This window comes from Lysobacter capsici, from assembly GCF_014779555.2.
In the GTDB taxonomy this organism is placed as follows: Bacteria; Pseudomonadota; Gammaproteobacteria; order Xanthomonadales; family Xanthomonadaceae; genus Lysobacter; species Lysobacter capsici.
In genome coordinates this window covers 5,021,744-5,048,355 of sequence record NZ_CP094357.1, presented here as the reverse complement: position 1 = coordinate 5,048,355, position 26,612 = coordinate 5,021,744, and the positions used below count along the sequence as shown (strand labels likewise).

The window sequence follows — 26,612 nt, the reverse complement described above, 5'->3', positions numbered from 1 at the left end:
AACGCCGATAGTCGCAGCGTCCCTTCCAACGCAGGCGAGGACCATGCGGGCGAAGACTTTGTCCACGACCCTGGCGGCATTCGCCGTGCTGGCCGTGTCGGGCCCGGCCTGGGCGTCGAACTACGACGGCATGCTGGCGCTGTTCTTCACCTTCTACCTGGTGCTGCCGTGGAGCGCGCTGCATCTGGTGGTGTTCGCGTTTCTGGCCTTGTTCGATCGCTACTGCTCGCACACGCTCGCGCGCTGGCACAGCACGATCGCCGCGGTCGGCCCTGTCATCGGTCTGCTCGTGGCCTCGATCGACTATCGCGATGCGGAGTTTCTTTGGCTGGCGATCGGCGTGAACGCGCTATTGCTCGCGCTGGCGTTGCTGCCGATGGGCATGCACGCGATCCATCGCCGCCGCGCCGCGCGCCGGGCCGCCGCCGCGGCCGCATCCGCGCCGGCTTGAGCGAAAGCGCGACACTGCGTTGCGTGAGCGGACTTTGATCGCGCGTTTTCGCTCACACTTCCTTATCGGGCCGGGCGGGAACATCAGCGGCTTCGCCGCGGCGGAATCCTCCGCAGGTCCGGCCCACCGAACAGCAATCGCTACTGGAGAGAACATGGAACTTGGCATGGTCGGCCTCGGCCGCATGGGCGCCAACATGGCCGAACGCCTGGTCCGCGGCGGCCACACCGTCGGCGGTTACGATCCCGGTCCGGCCGCGCGCGAGCAGGCCGCCGCGCGCGGCATCGTGCCGGCGACCTCGCTGGCCGAACTGGTCGCCGCGCTGCCCGCGCCGCGCGCGGTGTGGCTGATGGTGCCGGCCGGGCAGGTGGTCGACGCGACCCTCGCCGAACTGCTGCCGCTGCTGTCGCCCGGCGATACCGTGATCGACGGCGGCAATTCGAATTACAAGGACACGATGCGGCGCGCGGCCGAACTGGCCGGGCATGGCCTGCACTATGTCGATTCGGGCACCAGCGGCGGCGTGTGGGGGCTGAAGGAAGGCTACAGCCTGATGATCGGCGGCGAAGCGGCGGCGGTGGAACGGCTGCGGCCGATCTTCGAAACCCTCGCGCCCGCGGCCGATCGCGGCTGGGGCCGGGTCGGGCCGAGCGGCGCCGGCCACTTCACCAAGATGGTCCACAACGGCATCGAGTACGGCTTGATGCAGGCGTACGCGGAAGGCTTCGCGATCATGGGCCACAAGGCCGACTTCGGCCTGGACCTGCATCAGATCGCGGAAATCTGGCGCCACGGCAGCGTGGTGCGTTCGTGGCTGCTGGACCTGAGCTCGGACGCGCTGGGCAAGAACCCGAGCCTGGACGGCATCGCGCCTTACGTCGAAGACTCCGGCGAAGGCCGCTGGACCGTGGCCGAGGCGATCGATCTCAACGTATCGGCGCCGGTCATCACCGCGTCCTTGCTGGAGCGTTTGCGCTCGCGCGACAAGGATTCGTTCGCCGACAAATTGCTGGCGGCGATGCGCAACGAATTCGGCGGGCATGCGATTCGCAAGGAATAAAAACGCGGCGCGGTGAGGCCGGTTCGGAAACAGCATGGCGGCCGAGGCCGCCTGGTTTCGGTGCTTGCGCTGTAGCGGGCTCGCTGCCGACGTTGGATCGGCCCGCGTCAGCCCCTTCCGATTCGAAAACGGCCGGGTCTGAACACCGTCGCGCAAACACTTCGCTGACTCGCCGGCCCGCGCGGGTCGGCAAGCGCTCGCTCCAGGCCGCCGCGTTATGCTCGCCTGCGCCGCATCCGGCGGCACTCAGGGCTTGCGCATGTCGACCTCATCGCCGACTTCGGCCACCGCGGCCGATTCCCCGCCGATAGCGGCCGCGGCCGGCCAGACCGATCCCGACCGCGCCGGCCTGACCCGCCTGGGCCGGCCGCGCCTGGACATGATCGATACTCTGCGCGGGCTGGTGATCGCGCTGATGGTGCTCGATCACGTGCGCGACTATTTCCATCGTCAGGCGTTCGCGTTCAACCCCACCGATCTCGACCAGACCACGCCGCTGCTGTTCGCCACGCGCTGGGTCACCCATCTGTGCGCGCCCAGTTTCGTGTTGCTCGCCGGCGTGTCGATCTTCCTGCAGAGCATCGGCGGCAAGTCCCGTTCCGAATTGTCGCGGTTTCTGCTCGCGCGCGGCGCCTGGCTGATCGTGCTTGAGCTCACCGTGATCGTGTTCGGTTTCCAGTTCCTGTGGCCGTTCCTGTTTCTGCAGGTGATCTGGGCGATCGGCGCGGGCATGATCGCGATGGCGGCGTTGCTGTGGTTGCCGCGACCGCTGGTGCTCGCGTTCGGCATCGCGATCGTCGCCGGGCATGGCGCGTTGGGCGGATTCGACCCGGCGCGGCTGGGCGCGTTGGCGCCGGTATGGACCTTGTCGATGCGGCCCGGCGTGCTGCCGGGCATCGAGGGCTTCGTCGCCTATCCGGCCCTGCCGTGGATCGGCCTGATGCTGTTGGGCTACGGGATCGGCCCCTTGTTCGTGTTGCCCCAGGCGCGCCGAGCGCGCGCACTCGCCGCGCTGGCCTTGGCGATGCTGGTCGCGTTCGCGCTGCTGCGTCTGGCCTCGATCGGCGATCCCTCGCCATGGCGACGCATGCCCGATCCCTTGTTCGATGCGCTGTCCTTCCTCAACGTGTCCAAGTACCCGCCGTCGTTGCAGTACGCGCTGGCGACGCTCGGCGTGTCGCTGCTGCTGATGCTGGCGCTGCAGCGCCTGCGCGGGCCGTTGCGCGCGGTCCTGCTCGCTTACGGCCGCACGCCGTTGTTCACCTACCTGCTGCATATCTATGTGGTCCACGCCGCGGCCTTGATGATCGGCGTGGCCGGCGGCATTCCGGCCGCGGTGTTCGTGGGCATCCTGAGCCATCCGCGCGAGGTGTTCGAATCGGGCTGGGGCCTGGGCTTGCCGGCGGTGTTCGCGGTCTGGCTGGCGGTGCTGGCGCTGCTGTATCCGTTCTCGCGCTGGTTCGCGCAGCTCAAGCGGCGGCGCCGCGATCGCTGGTTGAGCTACCTGTGATCTAAGACCTAAGACCTTGGTCGATCTGCGAAGCAGCGCAAGCCAGGTTCACACGCGCGGTCACGGCCGCTCAGGTACGCGCCGCGCCTGGCGCGCTAGCCTGGGTTGCGTTCGTTGCCCGGCATGCGCGGCAACGCGACGCAATCCTTCGCCGCCACACCGGATCGGTTTTTCATTCGTCCATCGTCGAAACGCAGCGCGCGCGGCGCGTCGGCGGACGCTGGAGTGCGCGGCGCCGTCCCGCTTCGTTCCCCACTTCGGAGACGTCCCATGACCACCGTCACCTCCCCCTCGCGCCGGCTGCCGCTGCGGCGCTGTATGCAATTGCTCGCCCTGGTCGCCGCCACCGCGGCCGGCACGGCGATCGCCGCGCCGAACTATCCGTTCGGCAGCCATCGCCAGGCCTACGTCAGCGGCACCTTGAGCCCGAGCGTCGGCCGCGCCTCGGCCGATCAATCCACCGCGTCGTTCTACACCACCTGGAAACAGCGCTATCTCAAGCCGGCGTGCCGGTCCGGCGAATACCGGATCAAGGCCGACACCGGCGACGCCTACACGGTCTCGGAAGGTCAGGGCTACGGCATGTTGATCACGGTGATGATGGCCGGCAACGATCCGCAGGCGCAGGCGTATTTCGACGGCCTGCACCGCTACAACCGCGGCCATCCCAGCAACAACGACGCCGATCTGTTGGCCTGGGCGCAGGACGTCAACTGCAACAACGTGGTTGGCGCCGATTCGGCCACCGACGGCGATCTCGACATCGCCTACGCGCTGCTGCTGGCCGATCTGCAGTGGGGCTCGGGCGGCGCGATCAACTACGCCAGCGAGGCGCGCAAGGTGATCGCGGCGATCCGCCGCAGCAACGTGCATCCGACCAGCAAGCTGGTGAACCTGGGCGACTGGGTCGACAGCAGTTCGCCGAGTTACTACAACTCCACCCGCAGTTCGGACTGGATGCTCGGCCACTTCCGCGCGTTCGGCGCCAAGCTCGGCGACAGCTACTGGACCGGCGTGCTCGACGCCCACCAGACCCTGATCGCCCGGATGCAGAGCAGCTACGCGCCCAACACCGGCCTGCTGCCCGACTTCATCGTCAACACCAACACCGCCGCCAAGCCGGCATCGGCGGGCTTCCTGGAAGGCGACCACGACGGCCACTATTCCTGGAACGCCGGCCGGGTGCCGTGGCGGATCGGCATCGACGCGGCGGTCAGCGGCGACACCCGCTCGCGCGCCGCGGCGCGCAAGCTCAGCCAATGGATCCGGGTCAAGGCCGGCAACAATCCCAACAACGTCAAGGCCGGCTACAAGCTCGACGGCACCGTGATCGACAACTACAACGAAGTGTTCTTCACCGCGCCGTTCGCGGTCGCGGCGACCGTCGACCCCGACGCGCAGGCCTGGCTCGACAAGCTGTGGACCTACATGGCCAGCGGCGCGCCGGGCGATTACTACGGCGACAGCGTCAAGCTGCTGTCGATGCTGGCGGTGTCCAACAACTGGCTCAAGCCCTGAGTCCGGCGGCGGGCGGCGCTCAGGCGCCGCCCGCAACGGCGCGGCCGTGTGGGGTAGGGCGCCGTCGGCTCCCCTGCGTTTGTGTTGCGATGCAGCACGAAACAAACGAATTTTGCAAAACCTTCGTACCGATTTAGGCCAAAAGTCGGTGGAGTGTGCCTCGGGTCTCCATTAGGATCGAATCGCCGGCACGGTTGGGGCCCGTCGGCGTAGTGGATCTATGGAGTGCCGCGAGGCGCCGGCCGGCGCCTCGCCTGCGGCCGTGCGGCCGCCACCAACGAGGCAAACGGACATGCGCGCCATCCTATTGGGCTTGATCTTGCTCACCGCTATCGCACCCGCCCTTGCACCCGCCGTCGGGCAGACCCTGCCGGGCGAACCCTTCGACGTCCAGACCGTGCTGGACGAACAGACCCAGATCGATAAGGACATCGAGGCCGGCGCCGGGCCTTACGCCCAGCTCGACGACATCTCGATGCAGGAACTGCGCGAGCGCCAGCGCAAGCTGGTGGCGATGCTCCAGGGCCATCAGTACGACGATCTCAACGAAGCGCAGCGCACCCGCGCGCGCACCCACATGGTCTTCATCAAGTACCTGGGCAAGACCGACGACGATCAGCTGATCTGCGTACGCAAGCGCACCACCGGCAGCAACCGGGTCGAGCGCGTGTGCAAGCTGGTGGCGCAATTGCGCGACGAGACCAAGAACAGCAAGGACCAGGCCATGCAGATGCTGCAGAACCGCACGATCAGCCCGTGCGGTCCGGGCGGTTGCTGAGCGTCCGCCATCGTCAAGCGCGTGCCCCGTGAGCGCGGGCGCCCGTCCTTCCTTTTCGGCCCGCTTCCAGGCCTCGAGCAAGAGCCACCGCCATGCGTAAAGTCTTTCTGTCCGTCGTGTTGACGGCTTTGTGCGCCACCGCCGCCGCGTTCGCCGCTGCCCCGGCGACGCCGTTCGACGCACAGGCCGTGCTCGAACAACAAAAGGCCATCCGCGCCGACCTCGACGCCGGCAAGGGCGTGTACGGCCAGTTGAACCCGGCGACCCGCCAGGAAGTGCGCGAGCGCCAGGACAAGCTGAGCCGGCTGCTGCAAAACCGCCGCTACGAAGACCTCGGCCCGGCCGAGCAGGATCAGGCGCGGCTCGATCTGGCGTGGATCGAATACGCCGGCAAGACCGACGACGACCGCCTGGTCTGCGAACGCGTGCGCACCATCGGCAGCAACCGGGTCGAGCGCGTATGCAAGACCCTGGCCCAGCGCCGCGACGACAGGAAAAACAGCAAGGACAACGCCGATCGCGCGTTGCAAAATCGCAGCCTGAGCAGTTGCAAGCCCGATGCGTTGAACTGCATCTGAAGTGTTGTACAGCGCGCGGGCGGAGCCCGTGCGTTGCCCGCGGGGCCCGGACGTTCATGACCGGCCGGGCCATGCGTCGTAAGCGTGGAGCACTGATGCTCCCGCTCGTTTTCAATCCAGGACCGAGAGCCATTGCCATGCGTAAGATTTTTCTGTCCGTCGTCTTGACGGCTTTGTGCGCCACCGCCACCGCGTTCGCCGCTCCCCCGGCGACGCCGTTCGACGCACAGGCCGTGCTCGAACAACAAAAGACCATCCGCGCCGACATCGATGCCGGCAAGGGCGCCTACGGCAAGTTGAATCCGGCCACTCGCCAGGAAGTACGCGAGCGCCAGGACAAGCTGAGCAAGCTGCTGGAAAACCGCCGCTACGAAGACCTCAGCCAGGCCGAGCAGGATCAGGCTCGGGTCGACATGGCCTGGATCGAATACGCCGGCAAGACCGACGACGACCGTCTGGTCTGCGAACGCGTGCGCACCGTCGGCAGCAACCGGGTCGAGCGCATCTGCAAGACCGTGGCCCAGCGCCGCGAAGAGAAGAAGAGCAACAAGGACAACGCCGATCGGGCGCTGCAGAACCGCAATCTGTCGCCGTGCGGCCCGGAAGGCTGCGGCTGATCGCAACCGGTCGCCGCGCGGGTCTTCGGCCCGCGCGGCGATCGACCGGCTTCAGGCGCGCGTCTTGAGGCGCGCGACCTCGACCGGTCCTGCGACATGCATCTTCAATCGCAGCAGCGGCACGGCTCGCCGTTGCCCGGGCTCCAGCCCGGCAGGCCGCCGCAGCGGTCCTGGCATACCTTGTAACTGCACAGCGCTTTATCCGGCGGCGCCGACGAAGCGGCCTGCACGCCGAACCCGAATCCGAAAGCGGCCAACGCGAACGCGGCCAGATAGCCGATCGTCCTGGATTTCATGGGTGATCCTCCTGCCGTGGCGATTGAGCCGGCGAACCGAACAAGGCGCTGATCGCGAACGCCGGAGCGCGGGCGAGCGCTCGCGCCGCGGCCACTGTAGGCCACGTATCGGGCGCGAACTGTCCAATGCATCACCAAAGGCCGTGGGGATGACAGTTGTAAGGGTTTGCCCATCACGCGAGGTTTCGACGCGTGATGGGACAGGGCGGAGCCCGCGGTTTTCGTCGGGTTGCTCGAACACATTGGTGTTCGGTTTTCGTCGCTAGCGAACAAAAAGCGTCGGTCTTGAAGGGATGGGCGCGAGATCGCGCGTCGCCGAGTGTTTGCGGGAAGGCCTTCAAGCCAAATGCTTCGCGACCGCTCCGAATCCAAATCCGGCGATCGCGGATTTGCCCCGGGTCGCCCCATCGCGCGATCATCGCCGCAACCCCCGCCGCACGAGTGCCGCCCGTGACCTCCGCACTGCACCGCTCGCTGCGCGCCGCCGCGCTGTCGTCGATTCTGTTCGCGGCCGGTTGCGCCTCGGTTCCGCCGCACAATCCGCTCGCGCAGTGGCATCCCTCGCCGAACTACAACCAGCGGCGCGCGCAGTTGATCGTGCTGCACCACACCCAGCAGGACAGCGTCGAGCGCTCGTTGCAGACGCTGCGCACGCGCAATTCGCAGGGTCAGGTCAGTGCCCACTATCTGATCGGCGACGACGGCCGCATCTTCCAGTTGGTCGCCGACGATCAGCGCGCCTGGCATGCCGGCGCCGGCCGCTGGGGCGATATCTCGGACCTCAATTCGGCGTCGATCGGGATCGAACTCGACAACGACGGCACCGAGCCGTTCTCCGATGCGCAGATCGACAGCCTGATCCGCCTGCTCGCCGATCTCACGAAGCGGCTGAGCATCCCGCCATACCTGGTCGTCGCGCACGGCGACATCGCGCCGACCCGCAAGACCGATCCGAGCGTGTTGTTCCCATGGCAGCGATTGGCGCAGGCCGGTTATGGCCTGTGGCCGCGCGCGCCGCTGAGCGCGCCGCCGCCGGGCTTCGATGCCTGGGCGGCCTTGCGCCTGATCGGCTACGACCTGCGCGAGCCCGGCGCCGCGCTGGCGTCCTTCCACCGCCACTTCCGCGGCAACGAGGTGCGCGAGTGGCAGGCGGGCGATGCGGAGATTTTGTACGACCTGCAACGCCAGCTGCTGGCGCTGCCCGATGGAGCGCCGACGCCGCTGCCGGCGCAGCCGCTGCGCTGAGGCAGTCGTCGAGCGGGGCGATGCGTCGCCGCGATCGGGATTCGAATCGCTCGCGGCGCGAGCCATTCCGCGATTGATGCGCGCCGCGCCGCATCGGGCCGAACTCAAGCCGCGGCGATCGCCTCGATCTCCACCAGCCAGCCCGGATTGACCAGACCGACCACCTGCACCCGCGTGCGCGCCACCCGATGCGGTTGCTCGGGCGTGCCGAACCAGCGGGCGTAGGCGCGCGAAAAGCCCTCGTTGTCCATGCGTCCGCCGAGCGCCGGGTCGCCGACCACGTACACCCGCAACTGCACCAGATCGCCCATCTCCAGTCCCAGACGCCGCAGGCTGCGTTCCAGTTCGCGCAGGCAGCCGTCGGTCTGCGCATGAGTGTCGCCGAATGCGGCGATGCTGTCGGCCGGCGCGTCGCGATCGATCACCGGCGGCGTATGCCCGCTGAGCAACAGCAGCGGGCGACCGGCCGGCACCGTCGCGCCGACCAGGAACGGCAACACGCCGCCGCTGGACAGCAGGCGGTCGCCCGATTGCGGGCCTTGCGCATGATCGCCGTCGTCGAAGTCGTGACGCCGCACCGGTTCGCGGGTGGCGCGCTCGAAACCGTTCATGCGGCCACCTCGTACGGCGTGCTGGCGCGCGCATCGCGCAAGGCCAGCGCCCACCAGCTCAGGCGCGACAGCAAGGTGGTCATCGCCTTGTGCGCGGCCTGCGGTTCGCGCAGTTCGCTGTCGGGGCCGAACTGGCGCCACGCGTGCGCCAGGGTGACGCAGTCGCGCAGGGTGACTGCGTGCAACTCGCCGTAGACCTGACGCAGTTGCTCGATCGCGCGCAGGCCGCCGGAACTGGCGCCGTAGCTCACGAACGCGACCGGCTTGGCCTGCCACGGTTCGTAGCAGGCATCGATCAAGGCCTTCAACGGCGCCGGATAGCCGTGGTTGTACTCGGGCGTCACCACCACGAACGCATCGGCGGCGTGCAGGCGTTGCCGCAGGGATTGCAGCCGCGCTTCGTCCTGGCGGCCGATGCGGCCCGACAGCGGCCAGTCCACCGGATCGATGACGTCGACGTCGAAACCGCCATGACGCAGGATGCGGCGCTTCGCCCAGTCGGCGACCACGTCGCAGAAACGGCCCTCGCGGGCGCTGCCGTAGATCAGCGCCAGATGGAGATTGGGATTCATGCAGGCATTCCACAGGAAGGGAAGGCGTGCAGGCTAAAACCTCAATCTTGGTTCAGGTCAAGCGGGCGGGCGCCGGCGCGTCGCATTCGCGCCGTTGCCAACCTGCTCGGGCCAGGCCCACCGGTAAGCGAATCAGGTCGCCTCGGGCTTGCGTCGCAGCTTGTAGATCACCGCGCCGATCGCCAGCGCGACCGCGGCGGCGATCAGGTTGGCGGTGCTCGCGCTGGCCAGCAATCCGAGCGATAACACGATCGCGGCGATCGGAATCAACGGCCCGCCGGGCAGATGCAGCGCGCCCTCGCGGCCGTGGTGGCGCTTTTGCAGCACCAGCACCGACACCGCGGTGCCGATGTAGGTGCACAGCCGCGCGACCACCGACAACAGCGCCAGTTGCTGGAACGAACCGGTCAGCGCCAGCGCCAGCGCGATCACGCCGATGAACAGCACCGCGCGCGCCGGGGTGTGGAAGCGCGGATGGATCGCGCCGAGCGCGCGCGGGCCGTAGCCGTCCTTCGACAATGCCAGCAGATAGCGCGGCCCCATCATCACCGTGTTGCTGTTGGTGCCCAGGATCGAGATCGCCGCGCCGATGGTCAGCACCAAAGCCAGGCCCGTGCCGCTGAAACGCGCGGCCGCTTCGGCCAAGGGGCTGGACGATGTCGCGATGCCGGGCAGCGTGCCCAACGCGACCAACTGCACGGTGAAGTAGATGATCGTGACCAGCACGATCATGGTCAGCAGCGCGAACGGCACGTCGCGGCGCGGGTTGCGGTATTCGCCGGCGGCGGCGGGCAGGTTCTCGAAGCCGGCGTAGGCGAACAGCAGCAGCAACGCGGCTTCACCGAGGTTGTGCACCGGGAACGGCGCATCGGTATGCAGCAGGCTCGGGTCGAAGTAGAACGCGCCGATCGCCACGAACAGCACCAGCGGCACCAGCTTGCCGATCGCCAGGGCGACGCCGGCGCGCGCGGCGGTGCGCACGCCGATCACGTTGATCAGCACCAGCAGCGCCAGCGACCCGGCGACCACGAACACCCGCGCCGGCCCGGCCTTGGCCGCGGGCCAGAACAACGCCACCGCCTCGGCCAGGCCGTTGCTCAGCGAGGCGGCGGTGGAGATGCGGGTCAGCAGCAGCATCCAGCCGACCTCGAACCCGGCGAACGGCCCGAACGCCTCGCGCGCATACAGATAGCCGCCGCCGGGCTGATCGAAGTAGCTGGCGGCCTGGGCGTAGCACAGCACCAGCAGCGCGACCGCGAAGCCCGCCAGCAGCACCGCCCACAGACTGGCCGGCCCGAGCAGCAGCGCGGCGGCGGCCGGCAGCAGGTAGATGCCGCTGCCGATCACGTCGTTGATCGACAGGCCGACGATCTGCCAGCGGCTGACCGCGCGCACGGTGCCGGGCGTCTGGCTGAGGGTGGACGAGGACGGGACGGACGCGTGCGGCGTCGGCTGGCTCGGCGGCTGGCTCAAAAGGTGATTCCCCTCGCTCGGTGGCGTGCGGCGTTGGCTGCGCCGGTCTGCCCGCACCTTAGAGGGTGTGGGCGGCGGGTTTCAATGTGCGTTGCGGCATGTGGCTATGCAAGGCCGGCGTGCTCGATCCTGGCCGCCCTTGGTCGAAGCGGGTCAAGCCGCGGCGCGGTCGGGCAGGTGGGATGAGTGCGGGCGGAGCGCTTTGTCCGCCGGCGGAAGGGACATCGCGCTGCGTTTTGTCGGTCGATTTGCGCGGTCTTTGTGGGCGATGCGTCGCGGCCTGCGAACAAGCGATCGCAAGCGAACTCGTTGTCGCGTCGCAAACAAGCGATCGCTCATCGCGAGCAAGCCGACGAAGATCCGTTGGTCTTTGTCGATGCCGATGCGGGATTCGCGCTTGCGGCAGGTTTTCGCAAAGGGCGAGTTGTAAACGTTTTGTTCCATTCAGCCGCGAAAGCCATCGCGCATCGCCCATCAACGCGGCGCAGCGCACAGTTTCAGCGCCTGGATGCGTGGACCTAGCGAACATCCGCGTGCAGCGGGTTAAGAAAACGTACCCAGGCGGACCGCCGTCGCACTGTGGTTCATCGCGGTGACGCCAGTGTGCATGCGCTGCCGCCGTTCTCGACAAAACATTCCGACAGACCAGCGCGGCGGCAGCCGATTCGATCGCGGCGAGTGCGGTCGAATGCATCGCTCGCCTTTCACCGAAGCAACCGACGCCGGGACCCGCAAGCGTCCCGGCCACGAACGGAGGTAACCGCATCCATGAACACCACGATCCGCAACGCACTGTACGTATTGGCCGCCGCTGGCACGCTGTCGCTCGCCGCCTGCGCGAGCAAGGGCGAGACCACCGACGCGCCGGCCGCGTCCAGCGCGACGCCCGCCGAAGCGGCACCGGCCGACACCGGCGGCGCGCCGCCCGCGACCGGCGACGGTTCGGGGACTTGAACCCAGGCGCGTAGCCCGCGGGCTGCGCAATATTCACCGCGGGCGGCCACGAGCCGCCCGTTTTGTTGGGACATTCGTTGCGGGGCGGCCTTTTGGAACCGGTTGCCGAATGATCCACCCGCGCCGTCCCTGCGCGACCCACGCGGCCAGGCTGAACGCCGCCGCTGCATTCGTGAACGCCGCGCCGGCCCCCTGACCTGTGGCGCTGGCGCGGGCCGTGCATGGCCCTAGAATCGCGCCCCATGAACGCGCGTCCATCTAAATCCCTGCCGCGCCTCGTCGTCGCCACGCTGCTGCTGGCGCTGACGGCCGGCGCGCAGGCGCGCACCGTGTACCGCTGCGTGCGCGACGGCACGGTCAGCCTGGCGACCGCGCCGGAGCCCGGTTCGCGCTGCACCGCGCGCGAGATCGACGACAACGCGGTCAAGCTGCCCAATCTGTGGGGCGAGATGGGCGTGATCAACGGCAATCTCTACGAGCGCCAGCAGGACGGCAAGACCGTCTACAGCACGCGCAAGCTGCCCGGTTCGGTGCGGGTGATGGGCTTCACCGTCGAGACGCCGCCGGGCGAGCCCGCGCATCCGGGCCTGGGCACGGTCGGCAAGCCGCAGCTGGACAAATTCCCCAAGCAGTTCAGCAGCGCCGCCAAGGCCAACGGCCTCGACGATGCCTGGCTGCGCGCGATCGCGCATGCCGAAAGCGGCTTCAACGAGAAGGCGGTGTCGAGCAAGGGCGCGCAGGGCGTGATGCAGCTGATGCCGGACACCGCGAAGGAATACGGCGTGGTCGATCCGTTCTCCTCGGCCGAATCGATCAACGCCGGCGCGCGTCATCTCAAGGCGTTGATGCGCCGCTACAACAACGACCTGATGCTGGTCGCGGCGGCCTACAACGCGGGCATCGGCACGGTCACCCGCTATGGCGGCGTGCCGCCGTATCGCGAAACCCAGGAATACATCGCCAAGGTGCAGGCGCTGCATCAGCGTTATCAGTTGGCGATGGGGACGCGGAAGCCGGTGTTGAAGGCGGCGCAGTGAAGCAGGAGTGAGTTGAGAGGAGTGAGGAACGAGTAAGTGCGGGGCGGTGGAGCGCAAAGAGTCAAGAGGAATGAGAAACGGGCGAGTGCAAGCGCGGAGCAAAAAAAAGCGGGCCGAAGCCCGCTTTTTTTCTCGCGAGGATCGCGCAGGCGCGTTAACCGCTTTTACTCACTCCTCACTCCTCTGAACTCATTCCTCAAATCGGAGTGAGCCGCAACAACCGCGCATTAGCCCCATCCTCCAACAGCCACACATCGCCATTGGGGCCTTGCTCGACTTCGCGAATGCGCTTGCCCATCGGGTAGCGCTCGGCCTCGGCCGCGGTGTTGCCGTTGAAGCGCACTCGCACCAGCGCTTGCGAGGCCAGGCCGCCGATCAGGCCGCTGCCGTTCCAGGCCGGGAAGCGCGTCCCCGAATAGATCACGAAACCGGCCGGCGCGATCACCGGGTTCCACCACGCTTCGGGCGCGTTGAGGTCCGGGCGCGTGCTGTGGCGCGGGATCGGCGTGCCGTCGTAGTGATCGCCCTGCGACACCAGCGGCCAACCGTAGTTGGAGCCGCGTTCGATCAGATTGAGTTCGTCGCCGCCCATCGGGCCCATCTCGTGGATCCACAGCTTGCTCTGCGCATCGAAGGCGATGCCGAGCAGGTTGCGGTGGCCGTACGACCACACCGTCGCGGCGACGCCGCCGCGGCTGTAGAACGGGTTGTCGGTCGGCACGGTGCCGTCGTCGTTGAGCCGGATCACCTTGCCCAGCGGCGAGTTCAGATCCTGCGCCGGATCGAACTTCTGCCGTTCGCTGGAGGTGATCCACAGCTTGCGATCCGGGCCGAACGCGATGCGATGACCGTAGTGATTGCTGCCGCTGACTTTCGGCTGACGCCACAGCACCTGCAGATTGCTCAGCGAGCCGCCGCTGCTGGTGAGGGTGAGCTTGGCGCGCGCGACGGTCGCGCCGGCGGTGCCGGTGGTGCTGCCTTTCTCGGCATAGCTGATGTAGACCAGACCGTTGGTCGCGTACTGCGGATGCAGAACCACATCGCCGAAACCGCCCTGACCGCCGTAGGCCACCGCCGGTACGCCGGTGATCGTCTGCGCGGTGCCGCCGATGGTCAGCACCTTGAGCACGCCGCGCTTTTCGGTGACCAGCAGGCGGCCGTTGGGCAGGAAGGTCATTGCCCAGGGTTCGTTGAAGCGCGCGACTTCGGTCGCGGTGAACGGATTGGCCTTGACCGCCTGGGCGCTGGCGTCGGCGGTGTCGTTGTCCTGCGCGGCGTTGTCGGGCGTGGCCGCGGCCGGCGCGGCGAACGCGGCCAGCAGCGCGGTGGAGCACACGATGGAGAGCGTCGAACGTTTCATCTGCGTTTCTCCGGGATCCGGTGACGTGGGGTTGAGGCCGGCCGAGAGTGCCATCGAAGCCGGGGCGGTCTTGCGACCGGTTCGGCAGTTCGCGGCGCAGGCGCGAACGCTGCCGCGATTCGCAACCGCGATCACGCGGGCAATGGGGTGTTCGCGCTAGGAAATCGTAAGCGCGCCGTGCGGGGAACACGACGCAGTTCTCACCATCGCGCGCATGCGGTTTCGCACGGCGCGACGCAACACGGATGCGTTTGTGCCGACCGCGTATGCAAACGCGCATGCGCGGCACACGATCGGCTTATCGCGCCGCTCGGGATCGCCCGCTTGCCGCCATCGCGGCTTTAAACCGCCGTGGCTTCAAGCCATCGCGCTGAGCGCATCGAACGGCAGCACGGCGACGTCGGTGGTATTGGCGAGCACGCGCGCTTCGGCTTGCGCGAGCAGTTCGCGATCGCCGTCGATGATCACCAGGATGCGGCCTTGCTGGATCAGCGCATCGAACTTGCGCCGGATCGGATCGGGCAACGCCGAACCCATCAACGCCGAGGCCCAGCACCCGACCAGACCGCCGGCCACCGTCGCCGCCGCCGCGCCGGCGAGGGTCAGGCCGATCGGCGCGATCACCACCGCGGTCAGCCCGGCGAGCAAGCCCGCCACGCTGCCGTAGCCCGCGCCGCGCAAAGCCGCCGGCATCAGGTCGGTGTCGGCTTCCTTGCGTTCGTTGGGGATCGAGGCCAGTTCGATATCCGAACGCGCGATCAGCAGAATGTCGCGGTCGTCGACGCCGGCCTCGCGCGCCGCATCCATCGTGGCCTGCGCGGCGACGAGATCGGGCGTGCTGAATACGTGGCGGGTTTTCATGACGGTCTCCCGGGCGCTCGCGAGCGGACAGCGAGCGCCGCCTGACCGCGTCGGCGAACGACGCGGATCGCACCGGCCCGGCCCGACGGTTACCAGCCTGGGCCCTGCGCCGAGCATGGGCCGGATCGGGTTAGTCGGCGGTGATGGGCGCGGGTTGCCTGATCGAGCTCGCACGGCGGGTGCTGCGCCGCCTCGGACCGTCGGACATGGCCGGTCGATCGGGCCGCGCATGACGTGAGTAAGATCACTGGACGCCCCCGCGCCGCGCCACCATGCTGTGCCCATTCCCGGCGACCCCATGAGGCGCGCGATGTTGCCCAGTGTCGAAGTCGATTGTCCCTACTGCGGCGAGCCGATCGAGTTGATCGTCGACGATTCCGCGGGCGATCAGCGCTATATCGAAGATTGCCAGGTGTGCTGCCGACCGATCGTGGTCGCGGTCAGCGTCGACGAAGACGGCGAGCCGCGGGTCGATGTCTATGCCGAGGACGAGGCGTGAATCGCGGGGTTCCCGACATAGAGGCCGCGCCACGGTTCGCTGCGCCCGCTGCGACGACCCCGCGCCGAACGAGACTGCATCGACTGTGACGACGCCGTCTGCAGCGCGCGGAGTAGCCCGCACACGTCCCGACCATCCCGAACGGCTCGGCACGCGCGCGCTCAACCGCGCGTTGCTGGCGCGGCAATCGCTGCTCGAACGCAGCGCGGCGTCGCCGCTGGCGATGATCGAGCAACTGGTCGGCTTGCAGGCGCAGGCGCCGAATCCGCCGTACCTCGGCCTGTGGACGCGGCTGCGCGAATTCGCTCTCGACGATCTGACCCAGGCCATGCGCGCGCGCCGGATCGTGCGCGCGACCATGATGCGCGGCACCTTGCACCTGGTCAGCGCCGACGATTACCGCGCGCTGCGCCCGGTGCTGCAGCCGGTGTTGCGGCGCCTGTCGTTGCAAAGCGCGCATGCCAAGGCCTTGCGCGGCCTGGAGCTGGGCGAATTGCGCAAGGCCGGCGTCGACGCGCTGCAGGGCGGTGCGCTCAGTGCGACCGCGCTCGGCGAGGCCTTGCGGGCGCGTTGGCCGTCGCACGACACCGCCGAGCTGGCGAAGCTGGTGCGTAGCATCGAGCTGCTGGTGCATGTGCCGCCGGCCGGCGTTTGGGATTCGCATCAGGCCGCGACCTTCGCCGTCGCCCACGATTGGCTGGGCGCGCCGGTCGCGGAAGACGCCGACGAAAATGCCGCCGATGCGATGCTGCTGCGTTATCTGGCCGCGTTCGGGCCGGCCAGCGCGCGCGACGCGAGCGCATGGTCGGGCCTGACCGGCACCCGCGAGCGTCTGCAACGCCTGCGTCCGCGCCTGCGTGTGTTTGTCGACGAGGCCGGCACCGAGTTGTTCGATCTGCCCGATGCGCCGCGGCCCGCGCCCGAGACGGCGGCGTCGGTGCGGCTGTTACCGGAGTTCGACAACGTATTGCTGGCGCATCGCGACCGCTCGCGCATCTTCGACGAGGGCTTGCGCGGAGCGATCTTCACCCGCAACGGCCTGGTGGCCGCGACGGTATTGATCGACGGCTTCGTCGCCGGCGTCTGGAAGCTGCAGCGCGAACGCGATACCGCGACGGTGGTCGTCGAGACGTTCAAGCGGCCGCGGGCCGCGGACCGGGCGGCGTTGCAGCAAGAGGCTGAGGATTGTCTGCGGGTTGCGGCGCCCGGATATTCGCGGCACGAGGTGCGTTTGTCCGTGTTCGGTGCCTAGCGGTCGATCCGCGTCTTTCGGTACGCGAGGCATCGTCTGAATGCATACGGTTGAGGCAGCCGCTGGCCCTGTCTCGTCGGGTCGAACAGCCTCGGGGCTCAGAGCCGCTCACGGTGAAAATTGAAACGCCAAGCGCTCGATGGGCGCGACGGCGTTTATCAGAACACCTTCACTCTTCGCGATCTCGTTTCAGATCGCTGCAAATCCTCAATTCGAGCCGCACCTTCCAGTGATCGCCTCGAACCTCAATCCCTCGTTGACAGCCGAATTCGTAAACGTTGTGTTTCATTCAGGCAAATCGCCGCGATGACGCGTGCGCAGATTCTCGCCGCAGGTCACGTTTTGCGGCGCTTTCGGCCCGCGCAGCGTTGCGGCCCTAACGCGTGCGCCGCGCCGTGTGGTTAAGCGAACGTAGCTTTAACACCCGCGTCCGCGGTTTTGTTCAGACGCGCGGCGGCAAGGTTGGGGCCGTGCGGTAAGCGCCCTGCGCAACAAGCGACGCCGATCGACGGCTCGCACCGCGCAGCACAGCACACTCATTCCAGGAGACACGACTCATGAACTTCACCAACCGCAAGTCGCTGATCGGTACGTTGGCTCTGGTTGCTTCGCTGTCCGCGCCGATGGCGTTCGCCCAGACCGCCGAACAGGCGCCGCCGACCGAAGCGGCGACCCCGGCCAGCGCCGCTCAGGATGCGGGCGCGGCGAGCGACGCGCAGGCCACCGCCGCCGCGCCGCAGAAGAAGAGCTGGTCCGACGTCGACGGTGACAAGGACGGCAATCTGAGCAAGACCGAAGCCGCCGCGGTGCCGGCGCTGGGTCAGGTGTTCGATCAGGCCGATTCCGACGCCAATGGTTCGCTGACGCCGGACGAGTACAAGAATTACGTCGCCAAGGTCCAGTCCAGCGGCGGCAGCAAGAAGGGCGGCTGATTCCGGCCGCGCCCTTGGGGTGTAGGTTGTACCTGCGTTGTGGTGAGGGCGGCTTCGGCCGCCCTCTCTTTTTGTTTGCGCTGGTGGCGTTCTGGCGGGCAGGGCGGGTGATGTATGTGTGCGATTCGTTTCGGCTGGGGCCTTTGTAGGTAAGGGCAAGAGCGAATCCCGTGGCCCCCATTTGTAAAGCGGGAATCCGGCTTGGGACGGCGATGAGTCCTCGGAAGTCGCAATCCTGGGTGGATCGCTCGGCAGGACTGGCGAGGGCTCGAGCCCCAACTCGGCAACCGCTGCAATGCGCGCGGGCGCATAATGCCGCCCATGAACTCCCGTACCCCCGTGGCGGATTCGCGTATCCGCATGATCGGTTTCGATGCCGACGACACCCTCTGGCGCAGTCAGGACTACTTCGATCAGGCCCAGCTCGATTTCGAACGCATCGTCGGCGGCTATGTCGACCTGCGCGACGCGCGCCTGCACGAGCGCCTGTACGAGATCGAGAAACGCAACATCGGCATCTTCGGCTATGGCGTGAAGGGCATGGTGCTGTCGATGATCGAGGCCGCGGTCGAGATCACCGGCGAACGCATCAGCGCCGCCGACCTGCACCGCATCGTCGAGCTGGGCAAGGACCTGCTGCGGCATCCGGTCGAAATGCTGCCGGGCATCCCCGAGGCGGTGGCGCAGATCGCCGCCGAGTTCGAGGTGGTGCTGATCACCAAGGGCGATCTGTTCCACCAGGAAGCCAAGGTCCGCCAGTGCGGCTTGGCCGATCTGTTCCAGCGCATCGAGATCGTCAGCGAGAAAGATACCCAGACCTATGCGCGGCTGCTGCGCGTGTTCGATCTGCCGGCCCAGCGTTTCGTGATGATCGGCAATTCGCTGCGCTCGGACATCGCGCCGGTGCTCGCGCTCGGCGGCTGGGGCATCCACATCCCGTACCACACCACCTGGGCGCACGAGAACGAAGCCGAGATCGCCGCCGACGCGCCGCGGCTGCGCCGGGTCGATCAGGCCGCCGACCTGCCGCAGGCGGTGCGCGAGCTGGCGAAGGTCGCGGCGGCCTGACCTGAGAGCAATCGGCCGGCGCGGGTCGCGTACCCGCGTCCGGCCACGGCAACGCCGGCTGAGCGGCGTCGGCGCGGACCCGAATCATTAAAAACCGGTTCACTGTCGCGGGCTCACAGTCGCAGCGTGCCTGCCGACGATGCAGGCTTCTCAGGAGACCCTCCATGACTGCCCTGTCCCGTTGGCTTGCCCCCGTCGTACTCGCCCTGGGTTTGGGCGCGGTGGCGATGGTGCCGGCGCCGGCCCGCGCCGATGATCAGCTGGCCCGCGTGATCGTCGACATCGCCGACGTCATCGTGCGCAACAACACCCCGTACTACCGCTACGGCAATTACGGCTACGCCGATCGGCTGATCGTGGTCAACGATCGCTGGGGCCGCCCGACCTATTACCGCAACGTCCCGCGTTACGCCAGCTATCGCCCGGCGCCGCCGCCGCGCTATTACGGCTACAACAACGGTTACAACAACAATCGCTATTACGACCGCGATTGCAATCGCCACGGCAAGTGCCGGGTGACGTATTACGACCCGCGCCGCGACCGTCGCGACGATTACCGTCACTACAACCGCTACGACCGCGACGACTATCGCGGCCGTCACGACAACGGCCGCTGGCGCGATCGTCACGACGACTGACCGCTTGGCAGTATGTGCAACGACGGCGCCCGAGGGCGCCGTCTGCGCTTGCGGCCGCCGTGCCCGGCTTGCCGCATCGGCATCGCCGGATTTCGTCATCGGCCCCGGTCGCCAAAGCGGCGCCGGGTGGTAGCCTGCCGCTTCCCGGCGCCGTGGTACGGCGTCCCCGATTCCATCACGAACGATTCCAGCCGAACGTTCCGCACCGAGGTCCGCCATGCGCTCCATCGCCGCATCCGCCGTCGCGTCCGCCCGCCGTCCGCACCGCATGATCCTGGCCGCCCTGCTGCTGGCCGCGATCGGCCTGCCGGGCGCCGCCTCGGCGCGCGACACCATCACCTGCAAGCTCAAATTCTCCATGTCCGGCTGGTCGGTGTTCTACAAGACCTCCTCCGGCCGCGGCACCATCAGCTGCAGCAACGGCCAGAGCGCGTCGGTGAAGATCAGCGCCAAGGGCGGCGGCCTCACGGTGGGCAAGTCGCGCATCGATCACGGCACCGGTGAATTCGCCGGCGTCCACAACCTCAACGACACCCTGGGCAGCTACGCCACCGCCGAAGCCCATGCCGGCGCGTCCAAGTCGAGCAAGGCGCAGGTCATGACCAAGGGCGATGTGTCGCTGGCCCTGGCCGGCACCGGCCAGGGCTGGGACCTCGGCGTGGCCTTCGGCAAGTTCACGATTTCGCGTTGAGGTCGATCCGGCGCGGGCGCGGCCTGATCGCCGTCCCGCCGCCGTCGTTGCGACGGCCACGCGCGCGTTGTCGACGTGGCTGCCGAATGAATAGCAATACGCATCACGCTTTGATCCGGACCGGCCGGTCCCAACGTTCTAGACACCCGGACAGCCACTCGCGCCGGACCGTCCCAGGAGCCCGCCATGACCGACAAGCTCAAGACCCGTTTCTTCGCCTTGGCCGCATCGGTCGCCGCGTTGCTCGGCACGTCGGCGCAGGCGCAGGATCTGCCCGCGGGCTCGGACCCGCGCAGCGGCGATGCCTGGGTGGACGTGTGGCTCGGCGACATCAGCCGCTACGCCACGCGTTACCGCGAACCGTTCGTCGACGAGATGGTGCGTTACTACGGCGCGCCGCGCGAACTGGTCGGCGATCTGCTCGATCAACGCCGCTGGACGCCGGGCGACGTGTACTACGCCTGCGCGATCGCGCAGGTGCTGGGACGGCCGTGCCGCTACGTGGTCGACGAATGGGATCGCGAGCATGGCCAGGGCTGGGGCGAGGTCGCGCAGCGCCTGGGCGTGAAACCCGGCTCGGCGGAATTCCATCGGCTCAAGCGCGGTTTCGTGCCGACCTACGACCGCTGGGGCCGGCCGATCACGATCGACACCGAACTGCACCGCGATTTTCCCAACCGGCCGTACCGCGATTATCCGCCGCCGAAGGCGCCGGCCGCGGCCAAGGCCGATAAAGGCAAAGACGAGAAGGGCAAGCCTGAGAAGGGCAAAGCCGAGGCGGCCAAGGCCAAGGGCGTGCCCGGTAAAAGCCGCGCCGCCGGCGAGCGGACGGCCAAGCGTCAGGGCAAGCCGGCCTCCGGCGAGGCCAAACGCGACTGAGTCGCGCGGGTGGGTTTGGCGATAAACACGGCGGCCGCGAGGTCGCCGTTTGTTTTTCGGCATCGGCTTCGTGGCGAGGTGTCCTGGATGGTTCCGCGCAGGTCGGTACGAACCGAGCGATGCGCTTTCGTCCATCGAAACGGCGCCGCCGGTCGAGGTCGCGACCGACGGTTTTCGCCTGCGACTTTGGTACTGCGTGCAGCCGCGGCCGGCGCGGCTATCATCGGGGCATGAACGATTCCGCCACCCCCTCCGACACGCCGCCGATCGCAATCGTCGGCAACGTCCGCATCGTCGATTTCCAGCCGCGCTGGCGCGGCGATTTCGCCCGTCTCAACATCGAATGGTTGGAGCGCTGGTTCGTGGTCGAGCCGATCGATCGCGAAGTGCTCAACGATCCGGAAACCCATCTGCTCGCCGGCGGCGGCCGCGTGCTGTTCGCGGTCGACGACGCCGACCGCGCGCTCGGCACGGTGGCCTTGCTGCGTTACGACGACGGCCTGGTCGAACTGACCAAGATGGCGGTCGAGCCCGGCCTGCGCGGCGGCGGCATCGGCCGCAAGCTGATGGCCGGGGCGATCGCCGCGTTCCAGGACATGGGCGGGCGCGAATTATTCCTGGAGTCCAGCCATCGGCTGGGGCCGGCGCTGAAGTTGTACGAAAGCGTCGGGTTTCGCCATCACCCGGCGCCGCGTCCGGGCTCGCATTACCAGCGGGCGGATGTGTACATGATCTGGGAGGCGCCGGCGGCGGGCTGATTGGCGTGGTCGCGGGTCGATCGTAACGGTGGCGTTGTGCGGGATTTTCGTCGGTTGCAAGTTGCGATTGCTGTGTGCGGGTTGCGTCGTTGTCGTGATGTCGCGGTCGCGGCTCACGCCGCTCCTGCAGGGGCGGCGTGCGGCTAAACGGCGACTTCGTCGGCCTGCCGCTGCTGCAAATCCCACATCTGCGCGTACACCCCATTCTTCGCCAGCAACTGCGAATGGGTGCCGCGTTCGAGAATGCGGCCGGCGTCCATGACCAGGATCTGGTCGGCGTCCATCACCGTCGACAGCCGGTGCGCGATCACCAACGTGGTGCGGCCGACCGCGAGCCGGTCGAGTTCGGACTGGATCGCGCGCTCGGACTTGGAATCCAGGGCCGAGGTGGCTTCGTCGAAGATCAGGATCGACGGGTTCTTGAGCAGGGCGCGCGCGATCGCCACGCGCTGCTTTTCGCCGCCCGACAGCTTGAGCCCGCGTTCGCCCACCGGCGTGTCGTAACCGTCGGGCAGGCCGACGATGAAGTCGTGGATGTGCGCGGCGCGCGCGGCCGCCTCGACCTGCGCGTCGTCGGCGTCGGGCCGGCCATAGCGGATGTTGTAGCCGATGCTGTCGTTGAACAGCACGGTGTCCTGCGGGACGATGCCGATCGCGCCGCGCAGCGAGGACTGGGTCAGCGCGCGCAGGTCGTGGCCTTCGATCTCGATCGCGCCGGAGTCGACGTCGTAGAAGCGGTACAGCAACCGCGCCAGGGTCGATTTGCCCGAGCCCGAATGGCCGACCACGGCCACGGTGGCGCCGGCCGGGATATCGAAGTCGATGCCCTGCAGAATCTCGCGACGCGGGTCGTAACCGAAGCGCACGTTGCGGAACGCGACCCGCGGCCGCGCCGAGGCCAGTGTCTGCGCATCGGGCGCGTCGCGCACGTCCTGACGCTCGTCGAGCAGGCCGAACAGCCGCTCCATGTTGGTCAGCGCCTGCTTCACTTCGCGATACATCATGCCGAGCATGAACAACGGCGCCGACAACTGCAGCAGATAGGCATTGACCAGCACCAGGTCGCCGACCGTCATCTCGCCGCGCGCCACGCCGCGCGCGGCCAGCCACATCATCGCGGTCACCCCGAGCGCGACCACCAGGCTCTGGCCGAGATTGAGCACGGCCAGGGTCTTGATCGACACGACCTGGGCGTTCTCCAACTGGCGCAGGTTGTCGTCGTAGCGCCGGGCCTCGTGGTCTTCGTTGTTGAAGTACTTGACCGTTTCGTAATTGAGCAGCGAGTCGACCGCGCGTTCGTTGGCGTGGGTGTCGGCCTCGACCTGAGCGCGGTAGTAGCGCGTGCGCCACTCGGTCACCGAGAACGTCCACAGCCCGTACAGCAGCAAGGTCGCGATCGCGATCGCGGCGAAGCGCCAGTCGTAGATCCATACCAGCACGGTGGTGACCATCGCCACTTCGAGCAGCACCGGGATGATGGTGTAGATCGTCCAGTCCAGCAGGTCGGCGATCGCGCTGCCGCCGCGCTCGACGTCGCGGGCGACGCCGCCGGTGCGGCGGGCGAGATGGAACTTCAGGCTCAGCCCGTGCAGATGCTGGAACACCTGCAGCGTCACCTGGCGCGAGGTGCGCGCCATCACTCGCGCGAACACCACCTGGCGCAGCTCGGTGAACAAGGTCACGCCGATGCGCGCGGCGCCGTAGGACAGCAGCAGGCCGACCGGCAGCAGCAGCGGGGTCAGCGGTACGTTGAGGCGGTCGATGAGCTGCTTGAGCGCCATCGGCACGTACAGGTTCAGCAGCTTGGCCGCGAACACCATCGCCAGGGCGATCGCGATCCGGCCCAGATAAGGACGCAGGTACGGCGCGAGCGAGGTCAGCACCGACCAGTCGCCGCGGTGGCCGGCGGCGCGCGCGAGCGGCGTGACCTCGGAGGTGGCGGGTTCGGCGGAAGTGGGTGGCTCGACCGCGCGCGGATCGACGGCGGCTGGCTCGGCGGCGGGCGGAACCTGCGGTGGCGTGGCGGACATGCGGTCCTTCGCGAAGCGGTTCGCGCGGTATCGGAGCAGGCGAGCATAGGACCTCAAGCCCGCTTCAGGTCAAGCCGCGCGTGCGCCGACACGCAAACCGCGGCCGGCCGCGGTCGAATGTGCCTGCCGGGCATGGCATTCTGGTCCGGTCCGCGCGACAAGGACGCAGGCCGGCGCGGGCGCGCCACGGCGCTGCGGCCGCCCGCGCCCTTCCTGCAAGGAGTCCTTCAGGCATGAAAGCCTCATTCGTCGCCGTTTTGAGCCTGCTGGTGCTGGGCTTCAACGCCAGCGCCCAGAACCGCGCCAGCACGCTGCCGTATCCGTTCATCGAGCCCGACGCGGAAGCCGAGGCGCCCAAGGTCCAGGCCTGTTTCCTGCTGTACGACATGAGCGCCGGCGAAATCCGCCGCACGCCGTCGCCGGCCTGCAAGCGCCGGGTCACGCCGGCGGCGACCTTCGATATTCCGCACGCCCTGGCCGGGCTCGACGGCAGCATCGTGCGCGCCGGCCAGCCGCTGGCGGGCAGCGGCACCCATTCGCTCGACACCGCGCTGATGTATTCATCGACCGAGTACTTCCAGTTCATCGCCCAGCGCTTGGGCGAGACCCGCGAACGCGAGTACATGAACCGCTTCAATTACGGCAACGCCGACACCAGCAGCGGCGCCAATTTCTGGATGGGCGGCTCGCTGCAGATTTCCCCGGACGAACAGATGCTGTTCCTGCGCCGCTTCTTCAGCGAGCAATTGCCGGTCAACAAGCAGGCCATGGCCGACGTGCGCGCCGGCCTGCGGCAGCCGCCCGGCGCCTTGATCGGCAACTACGGCGCGATCGGGATCGGGCGCTTTCCCGCGCGCAACGACACCTCGGTGGTCGCCAAGAGCGGATCGGCGGTGATGGCCGGCAGCGAAGCGGTGCGCTGGCAGGTCGGTCAAATCACCCGCGGCACGCGTTCGTTCGTGTTCGTCAGCTGCGTGACCGGGCCGTTGAACCTGCCCGAAGGCGCCGCGGCGACCTTCGCCGCGAACGAATTGCGCGCGGCCAGCGTGCTGTGAAACCCGCGGCGGCGGCGCTCGCCGCTGTCGTGTTCAGTTGATCGACGCAAAGCCGCGACTGAGACATCCGTCGCGGTGCGCGCCGGTGCATAGCCTGCCGCCAGCGAACACTCCAACGCCCGCGATGTTTCAGGTTTGAACCGTATTTTCCGCGATCGGCGCCGCGCGTCGCCCGGTTGCGCCGCCGCTGCGCGGTTTGGTGACGCGCTTCATGGACCTGTGTCCGTCGCAGCGGTTAACCCTGATCGCGCAGCCGCAGGCTGCGGCACAGGACGGCCCGCAGCCTGGTGGACACCGCCTCGTCGGTTCGCGTCCGTGCCTCTTCGACCTAACAGGAGGTTTAGTCATGGGTGCTACCCGCCTTGATTTCGAAAAGACCGTGCTCGAAAAGCCGAAGTACATCCCGTCCACCGAGGCGCTGCGCGTCAGCAGCGCCGCGTCCGGCGTGGATTTCAAGGTCGCGATGAACGAGCTCAATGCGCCGACCGCGCAGGAGCAGGCGTTCCTGGACGAGTTCGCCAAGTAAGCGCTGAACCCGCATGGCGCGCGCACTGTCGCGCGCCATGCGTTCGCCCTCATGCACCGCATGCACCATTGGCGAGGAACAAGGAATGATTCCGTACGAACGAGAGCGCAGCCTGGACGAGGCCAACCGCATCATCCACGCCTGCATCGCGCGGCGCGGCTGGAGCGCGCAGACCGGTGAGTTCGGCCATGGCCTGGTCACGATCAAGTGCGCCCTGCACGATGCGCAGGGGCGACTGCTCAGTCGCGGTTCCGGCAAGGGCGAACCCGCCGCCTCGTTGACCGGCGCCTTGTACGAAGCGGTCGAACACTACTACTGCCGCGCGTCCGCGCTGGCCACCGAACCGCTGTTCGTAGCCGCGCGCGAACTCGCCGACGACCCGCGCTGCGCCGGCCTGCCGTTCGTGTCCGAGTTCGCCGATCAATCCCAGCGCCATCTGGCGTGCCGCCAGTACGCGTCGTATTCTGGCCGGGCCGATCTGGCCGTGCCGTTGTTCATGGTGTTTCCCGATTATCCGCCCGCGGTCGAGTTGCGCGATCCGCGCGACGATTTCGACTACCACAGCGCGACCCGCTACAGCTCCAACAGCGGCACCGCGATCGGCGCCAGCTTCGAGGAAGCCGCGCTGCACGGCATCGGCGAGATCGTCGAACGCGACGCGTGGGCGTTGTTCATGCTCGCGCACTACCTCGGCGCGCCGGCGCGTTACGGTCGCCTGATCGAGCCGTCGTCGCTGCCGGCCGAGCTTGCGCGTATCCACGAGCTTGCGCAGCGCCGTCTCGAACGTCGCGTATTGCTGATCGACGTGACCAGCGACCTGGCCTATCCGGCCTTCATCGCCACGACCGAGGAACGCTTGCCCGAGGAAATCGTGTTTCCGCACGGCTGCGGCGCTTCGCCCTATGCCACGCATGCGGCGACGCGCGCATTGACCGAACTGACCCAGTGCGTGGACATCAAGGAAAACGCGCCGCATCTGGTCGAACTCGATCAGCTCGCATTGGATCTGCTGGTCGACTACCCCAAGCTGCGCGCCTGCGTGATGGGCGAGATCGATCCGCGACGCCTGCATCATGCGCACTGGGACTATCCGCAATTGCCGTGGCAGGCACCGAAGCAGTTGCTGCCGCGGGTCGTGGCCGATCTGGAAGCGCGCGGCATCGGCCTGTACCACGCGATCAATCACCAGGAAGGCGACGAGTTCTGCGTGGTCAGCAGCGTGTCGATGGAACTGGAACGGTTCTTCCTCGCCAGCACCGGCTTGTTGATGGCGCCGGGCCGGCGTGGACGCGAGTGTCTGGCGCGTCAGGCGTTGGCGGCGCAGGCGCAGCGCGAGGCGCAGCCACAGGAGGCGTGATCGCCG

29 protein-coding genes are annotated in these 26,612 nt (G+C 67.9%); 21 read left to right on the top strand and 8 right to left on the bottom strand.

Annotation, left to right across the window (positions count from 1 at the left end; translation table 11 throughout):
• Window positions 1–43: 43 nt before the first annotated feature.
• The 7 genes from IEQ11_RS20760 (at window position 44) to IEQ11_RS20730 (ending at window position 6,512) form a co-directional block, all read left to right on the top strand.
• The gene (locus IEQ11_RS20760; RefSeq protein WP_191822757.1) at window positions 44–451 is read left to right on the top strand and encodes a hypothetical protein; all 408 of its coding nucleotides are present in this window, start codon (window positions 44–46) and stop codon (window positions 449–451) included.
• 154 nt (window positions 452–605) lie between these two features.
• Window positions 606–1,511, top strand: a complete 906-nt coding sequence (gene gnd, locus IEQ11_RS20755) for a phosphogluconate dehydrogenase (NAD(+)-dependent, decarboxylating) (RefSeq protein ID WP_096415936.1) — start codon at window positions 606–608, stop codon at window positions 1,509–1,511.
• Between the two features lie 259 nt (window positions 1,512–1,770).
• Window positions 1,771–3,021, top strand: coding sequence for an acetyltransferase domain-containing protein (locus tag IEQ11_RS20750; protein ID WP_228464831.1), 1,251 nt, complete (start codon window positions 1,771–1,773; stop codon window positions 3,019–3,021).
• Window positions 3,022–3,291: 270 nt separating this feature from the next.
• A complete protein-coding gene (locus tag IEQ11_RS20745) occupies window positions 3,292–4,539 on the top strand; it encodes a family 8 glycosyl hydrolase (RefSeq protein WP_228464833.1) in 1,248 nt (415 codons plus the stop codon).
• Between the two features lie 292 nt (window positions 4,540–4,831).
• Window positions 4,832–5,317 carry a hypothetical protein gene (locus IEQ11_RS20740; protein WP_191822758.1) on the top strand — a complete coding sequence of 162 codons (486 nt, stop codon included), beginning with the start codon at window positions 4,832–4,834 and terminating at the stop codon, window positions 5,315–5,317.
• Between the two features lie 92 nt (window positions 5,318–5,409).
• Window positions 5,410–5,895: a hypothetical protein gene (locus IEQ11_RS20735; protein WP_191822759.1), complete on the top strand. Its 486-nt coding sequence runs from the start codon at window positions 5,410–5,412 to the stop codon at window positions 5,893–5,895.
• A 137-nt stretch (window positions 5,896–6,032) separates the two neighbouring features.
• Window positions 6,033–6,512: a hypothetical protein gene (locus IEQ11_RS20730; RefSeq protein ID WP_096415928.1), complete on the top strand. Its 480-nt coding sequence runs from the start codon at window positions 6,033–6,035 to the stop codon at window positions 6,510–6,512.
• Between the two features lie 104 nt (window positions 6,513–6,616).
• Here the strand turns inward: IEQ11_RS20730 and IEQ11_RS20725 are convergent, their stop codons facing one another.
• Window positions 6,617–6,808, bottom strand: a complete 192-nt coding sequence (locus IEQ11_RS20725) for a hypothetical protein (protein ID WP_057922571.1) — start codon at window positions 6,806–6,808, stop codon at window positions 6,617–6,619.
• A gap of 441 nt (window positions 6,809–7,249) precedes the next feature.
• On the opposite strand from IEQ11_RS20725, the gene IEQ11_RS20720 reads away from it, so the two are divergent.
• Entirely contained in the window at window positions 7,250–8,053 is an 804-nt protein-coding gene (locus tag IEQ11_RS20720) for an N-acetylmuramoyl-L-alanine amidase (RefSeq protein WP_247024627.1), read from the top strand.
• Window positions 8,054–8,157: 104 nt separating this feature from the next.
• Here IEQ11_RS20720 and IEQ11_RS20715 read toward each other — a convergent pair whose 3' ends face one another.
• From IEQ11_RS20715 to IEQ11_RS20700, 4 genes are all read right to left on the bottom strand, one after another.
• A complete protein-coding gene (locus IEQ11_RS20715; RefSeq protein WP_052756387.1) occupies window positions 8,158–8,664 on the bottom strand; it encodes a RidA family protein in 507 nt (168 codons plus the stop codon).
• On the bottom strand, window positions 8,661–9,236 hold the full coding sequence (locus IEQ11_RS20710; protein ID WP_191822761.1) for an NADPH-dependent FMN reductase: 576 nt from the start codon (window positions 9,234–9,236) through the stop codon (window positions 8,661–8,663). Before IEQ11_RS20710 ends, IEQ11_RS20715 begins: the two co-directional genes overlap by 4 nt.
• Window positions 9,237–9,368: 132 nt before the next feature.
• The gene (locus IEQ11_RS20705) at window positions 9,369–10,631 is read right to left on the bottom strand and encodes an APC family permease (protein WP_232526375.1); all 1,263 of its coding nucleotides are present in this window, start codon (window positions 10,629–10,631) and stop codon (window positions 9,369–9,371) included.
• A 231-nt stretch (window positions 10,632–10,862) separates the two neighbouring features.
• A complete protein-coding gene (locus IEQ11_RS20700; RefSeq protein ID WP_191822762.1) occupies window positions 10,863–11,153 on the bottom strand; it encodes a hypothetical protein in 291 nt (96 codons plus the stop codon).
• Between the two features lie 324 nt (window positions 11,154–11,477).
• Between IEQ11_RS20700 and IEQ11_RS20695 the strand changes: the two genes are divergently transcribed.
• Complete coding sequence (locus IEQ11_RS20695; RefSeq protein WP_056106162.1) at window positions 11,478–11,663, top strand: hypothetical protein; 186 nt, start codon at window positions 11,478–11,480, stop codon at window positions 11,661–11,663.
• Window positions 11,664–11,905: 242 nt separating this feature from the next.
• A complete protein-coding gene (locus IEQ11_RS20690) occupies window positions 11,906–12,700 on the top strand; it encodes a lytic transglycosylase domain-containing protein (protein WP_191822763.1) in 795 nt (264 codons plus the stop codon).
• Window positions 12,701–12,896: 196 nt separating this feature from the next.
• Here the strand turns inward: IEQ11_RS20690 and IEQ11_RS20685 are convergent, their stop codons facing one another.
• Window positions 12,897–14,060 carry a PQQ-dependent sugar dehydrogenase gene (locus IEQ11_RS20685; RefSeq protein ID WP_191822764.1) on the bottom strand — a complete coding sequence of 388 codons (1,164 nt, stop codon included), beginning with the start codon at window positions 14,058–14,060 and terminating at the stop codon, window positions 12,897–12,899.
• 357 nt (window positions 14,061–14,417) lie between these two features.
• The gene (locus IEQ11_RS20680; protein WP_191822765.1) at window positions 14,418–14,921 is read right to left on the bottom strand and encodes a hypothetical protein; all 504 of its coding nucleotides are present in this window, start codon (window positions 14,919–14,921) and stop codon (window positions 14,418–14,420) included.
• 310 nt (window positions 14,922–15,231) lie between these two features.
• Between IEQ11_RS20680 and IEQ11_RS20675 the strand changes: the two genes are divergently transcribed.
• The 8 genes from IEQ11_RS20675 (at window position 15,232) to IEQ11_RS20640 (ending at window position 21,638) form a co-directional block, all read left to right on the top strand.
• Window positions 15,232–15,420 carry a CPXCG motif-containing cysteine-rich protein gene (locus tag IEQ11_RS20675; RefSeq protein ID WP_036106593.1) on the top strand — a complete coding sequence of 63 codons (189 nt, stop codon included), beginning with the start codon at window positions 15,232–15,234 and terminating at the stop codon, window positions 15,418–15,420.
• An 85-nt stretch (window positions 15,421–15,505) separates the two neighbouring features.
• Complete coding sequence (locus IEQ11_RS20670; protein ID WP_247024625.1) at window positions 15,506–16,672, top strand: winged helix DNA-binding domain-containing protein; 1,167 nt, start codon at window positions 15,506–15,508, stop codon at window positions 16,670–16,672.
• A gap of 557 nt (window positions 16,673–17,229) precedes the next feature.
• A complete protein-coding gene (locus IEQ11_RS20665; protein ID WP_036106595.1) occupies window positions 17,230–17,604 on the top strand; it encodes an EF-hand domain-containing protein in 375 nt (124 codons plus the stop codon).
• Between the two features lie 321 nt (window positions 17,605–17,925).
• Complete coding sequence (locus IEQ11_RS20660) at window positions 17,926–18,672, top strand: HAD family hydrolase (protein WP_036106599.1); 747 nt, start codon at window positions 17,926–17,928, stop codon at window positions 18,670–18,672.
• A 164-nt stretch (window positions 18,673–18,836) separates the two neighbouring features.
• Window positions 18,837–19,310: a hypothetical protein gene (locus IEQ11_RS20655; protein WP_152670132.1), complete on the top strand. Its 474-nt coding sequence runs from the start codon at window positions 18,837–18,839 to the stop codon at window positions 19,308–19,310.
• A 268-nt stretch (window positions 19,311–19,578) separates the two neighbouring features.
• The gene (locus tag IEQ11_RS20650; protein ID WP_046657912.1) at window positions 19,579–20,001 is read left to right on the top strand and encodes a hypothetical protein; all 423 of its coding nucleotides are present in this window, start codon (window positions 19,579–19,581) and stop codon (window positions 19,999–20,001) included.
• A 186-nt stretch (window positions 20,002–20,187) separates the two neighbouring features.
• Complete coding sequence (locus IEQ11_RS20645; protein ID WP_191822766.1) at window positions 20,188–20,880, top strand: hypothetical protein; 693 nt, start codon at window positions 20,188–20,190, stop codon at window positions 20,878–20,880.
• A 230-nt stretch (window positions 20,881–21,110) separates the two neighbouring features.
• Window positions 21,111–21,638 (top strand): GNAT family N-acetyltransferase, encoded by a 528-nt coding sequence (locus IEQ11_RS20640; protein WP_191822767.1) that lies wholly within the window; start codon window positions 21,111–21,113, stop codon window positions 21,636–21,638.
• 143 nt (window positions 21,639–21,781) lie between these two features.
• Here IEQ11_RS20640 and IEQ11_RS20635 read toward each other — a convergent pair whose 3' ends face one another.
• Window positions 21,782–23,668 (bottom strand): ABCB family ABC transporter ATP-binding protein/permease, encoded by a 1,887-nt coding sequence (locus IEQ11_RS20635; RefSeq protein WP_191822768.1) that lies wholly within the window; start codon window positions 23,666–23,668, stop codon window positions 21,782–21,784.
• 233 nt (window positions 23,669–23,901) lie between these two features.
• On the opposite strand from IEQ11_RS20635, the gene IEQ11_RS20630 reads away from it, so the two are divergent.
• From IEQ11_RS20630 to IEQ11_RS20620, 3 genes are all read left to right on the top strand, one after another.
• Window positions 23,902–24,723, top strand: a complete 822-nt coding sequence (locus IEQ11_RS20630) for a penicillin-binding transpeptidase domain-containing protein (protein WP_046657910.1) — start codon at window positions 23,902–23,904, stop codon at window positions 24,721–24,723.
• A 346-nt stretch (window positions 24,724–25,069) separates the two neighbouring features.
• Window positions 25,070–25,249, top strand: a complete 180-nt coding sequence (locus IEQ11_RS20625) for a hypothetical protein (RefSeq protein ID WP_036106603.1) — start codon at window positions 25,070–25,072, stop codon at window positions 25,247–25,249.
• Window positions 25,250–25,334: 85 nt separating this feature from the next.
• Entirely contained in the window at window positions 25,335–26,606 is a 1,272-nt protein-coding gene (locus tag IEQ11_RS20620; protein ID WP_191822769.1) for a YcaO-like family protein, read from the top strand.
• The last annotated feature ends 6 nt before the right edge of the window (window positions 26,607–26,612 follow it).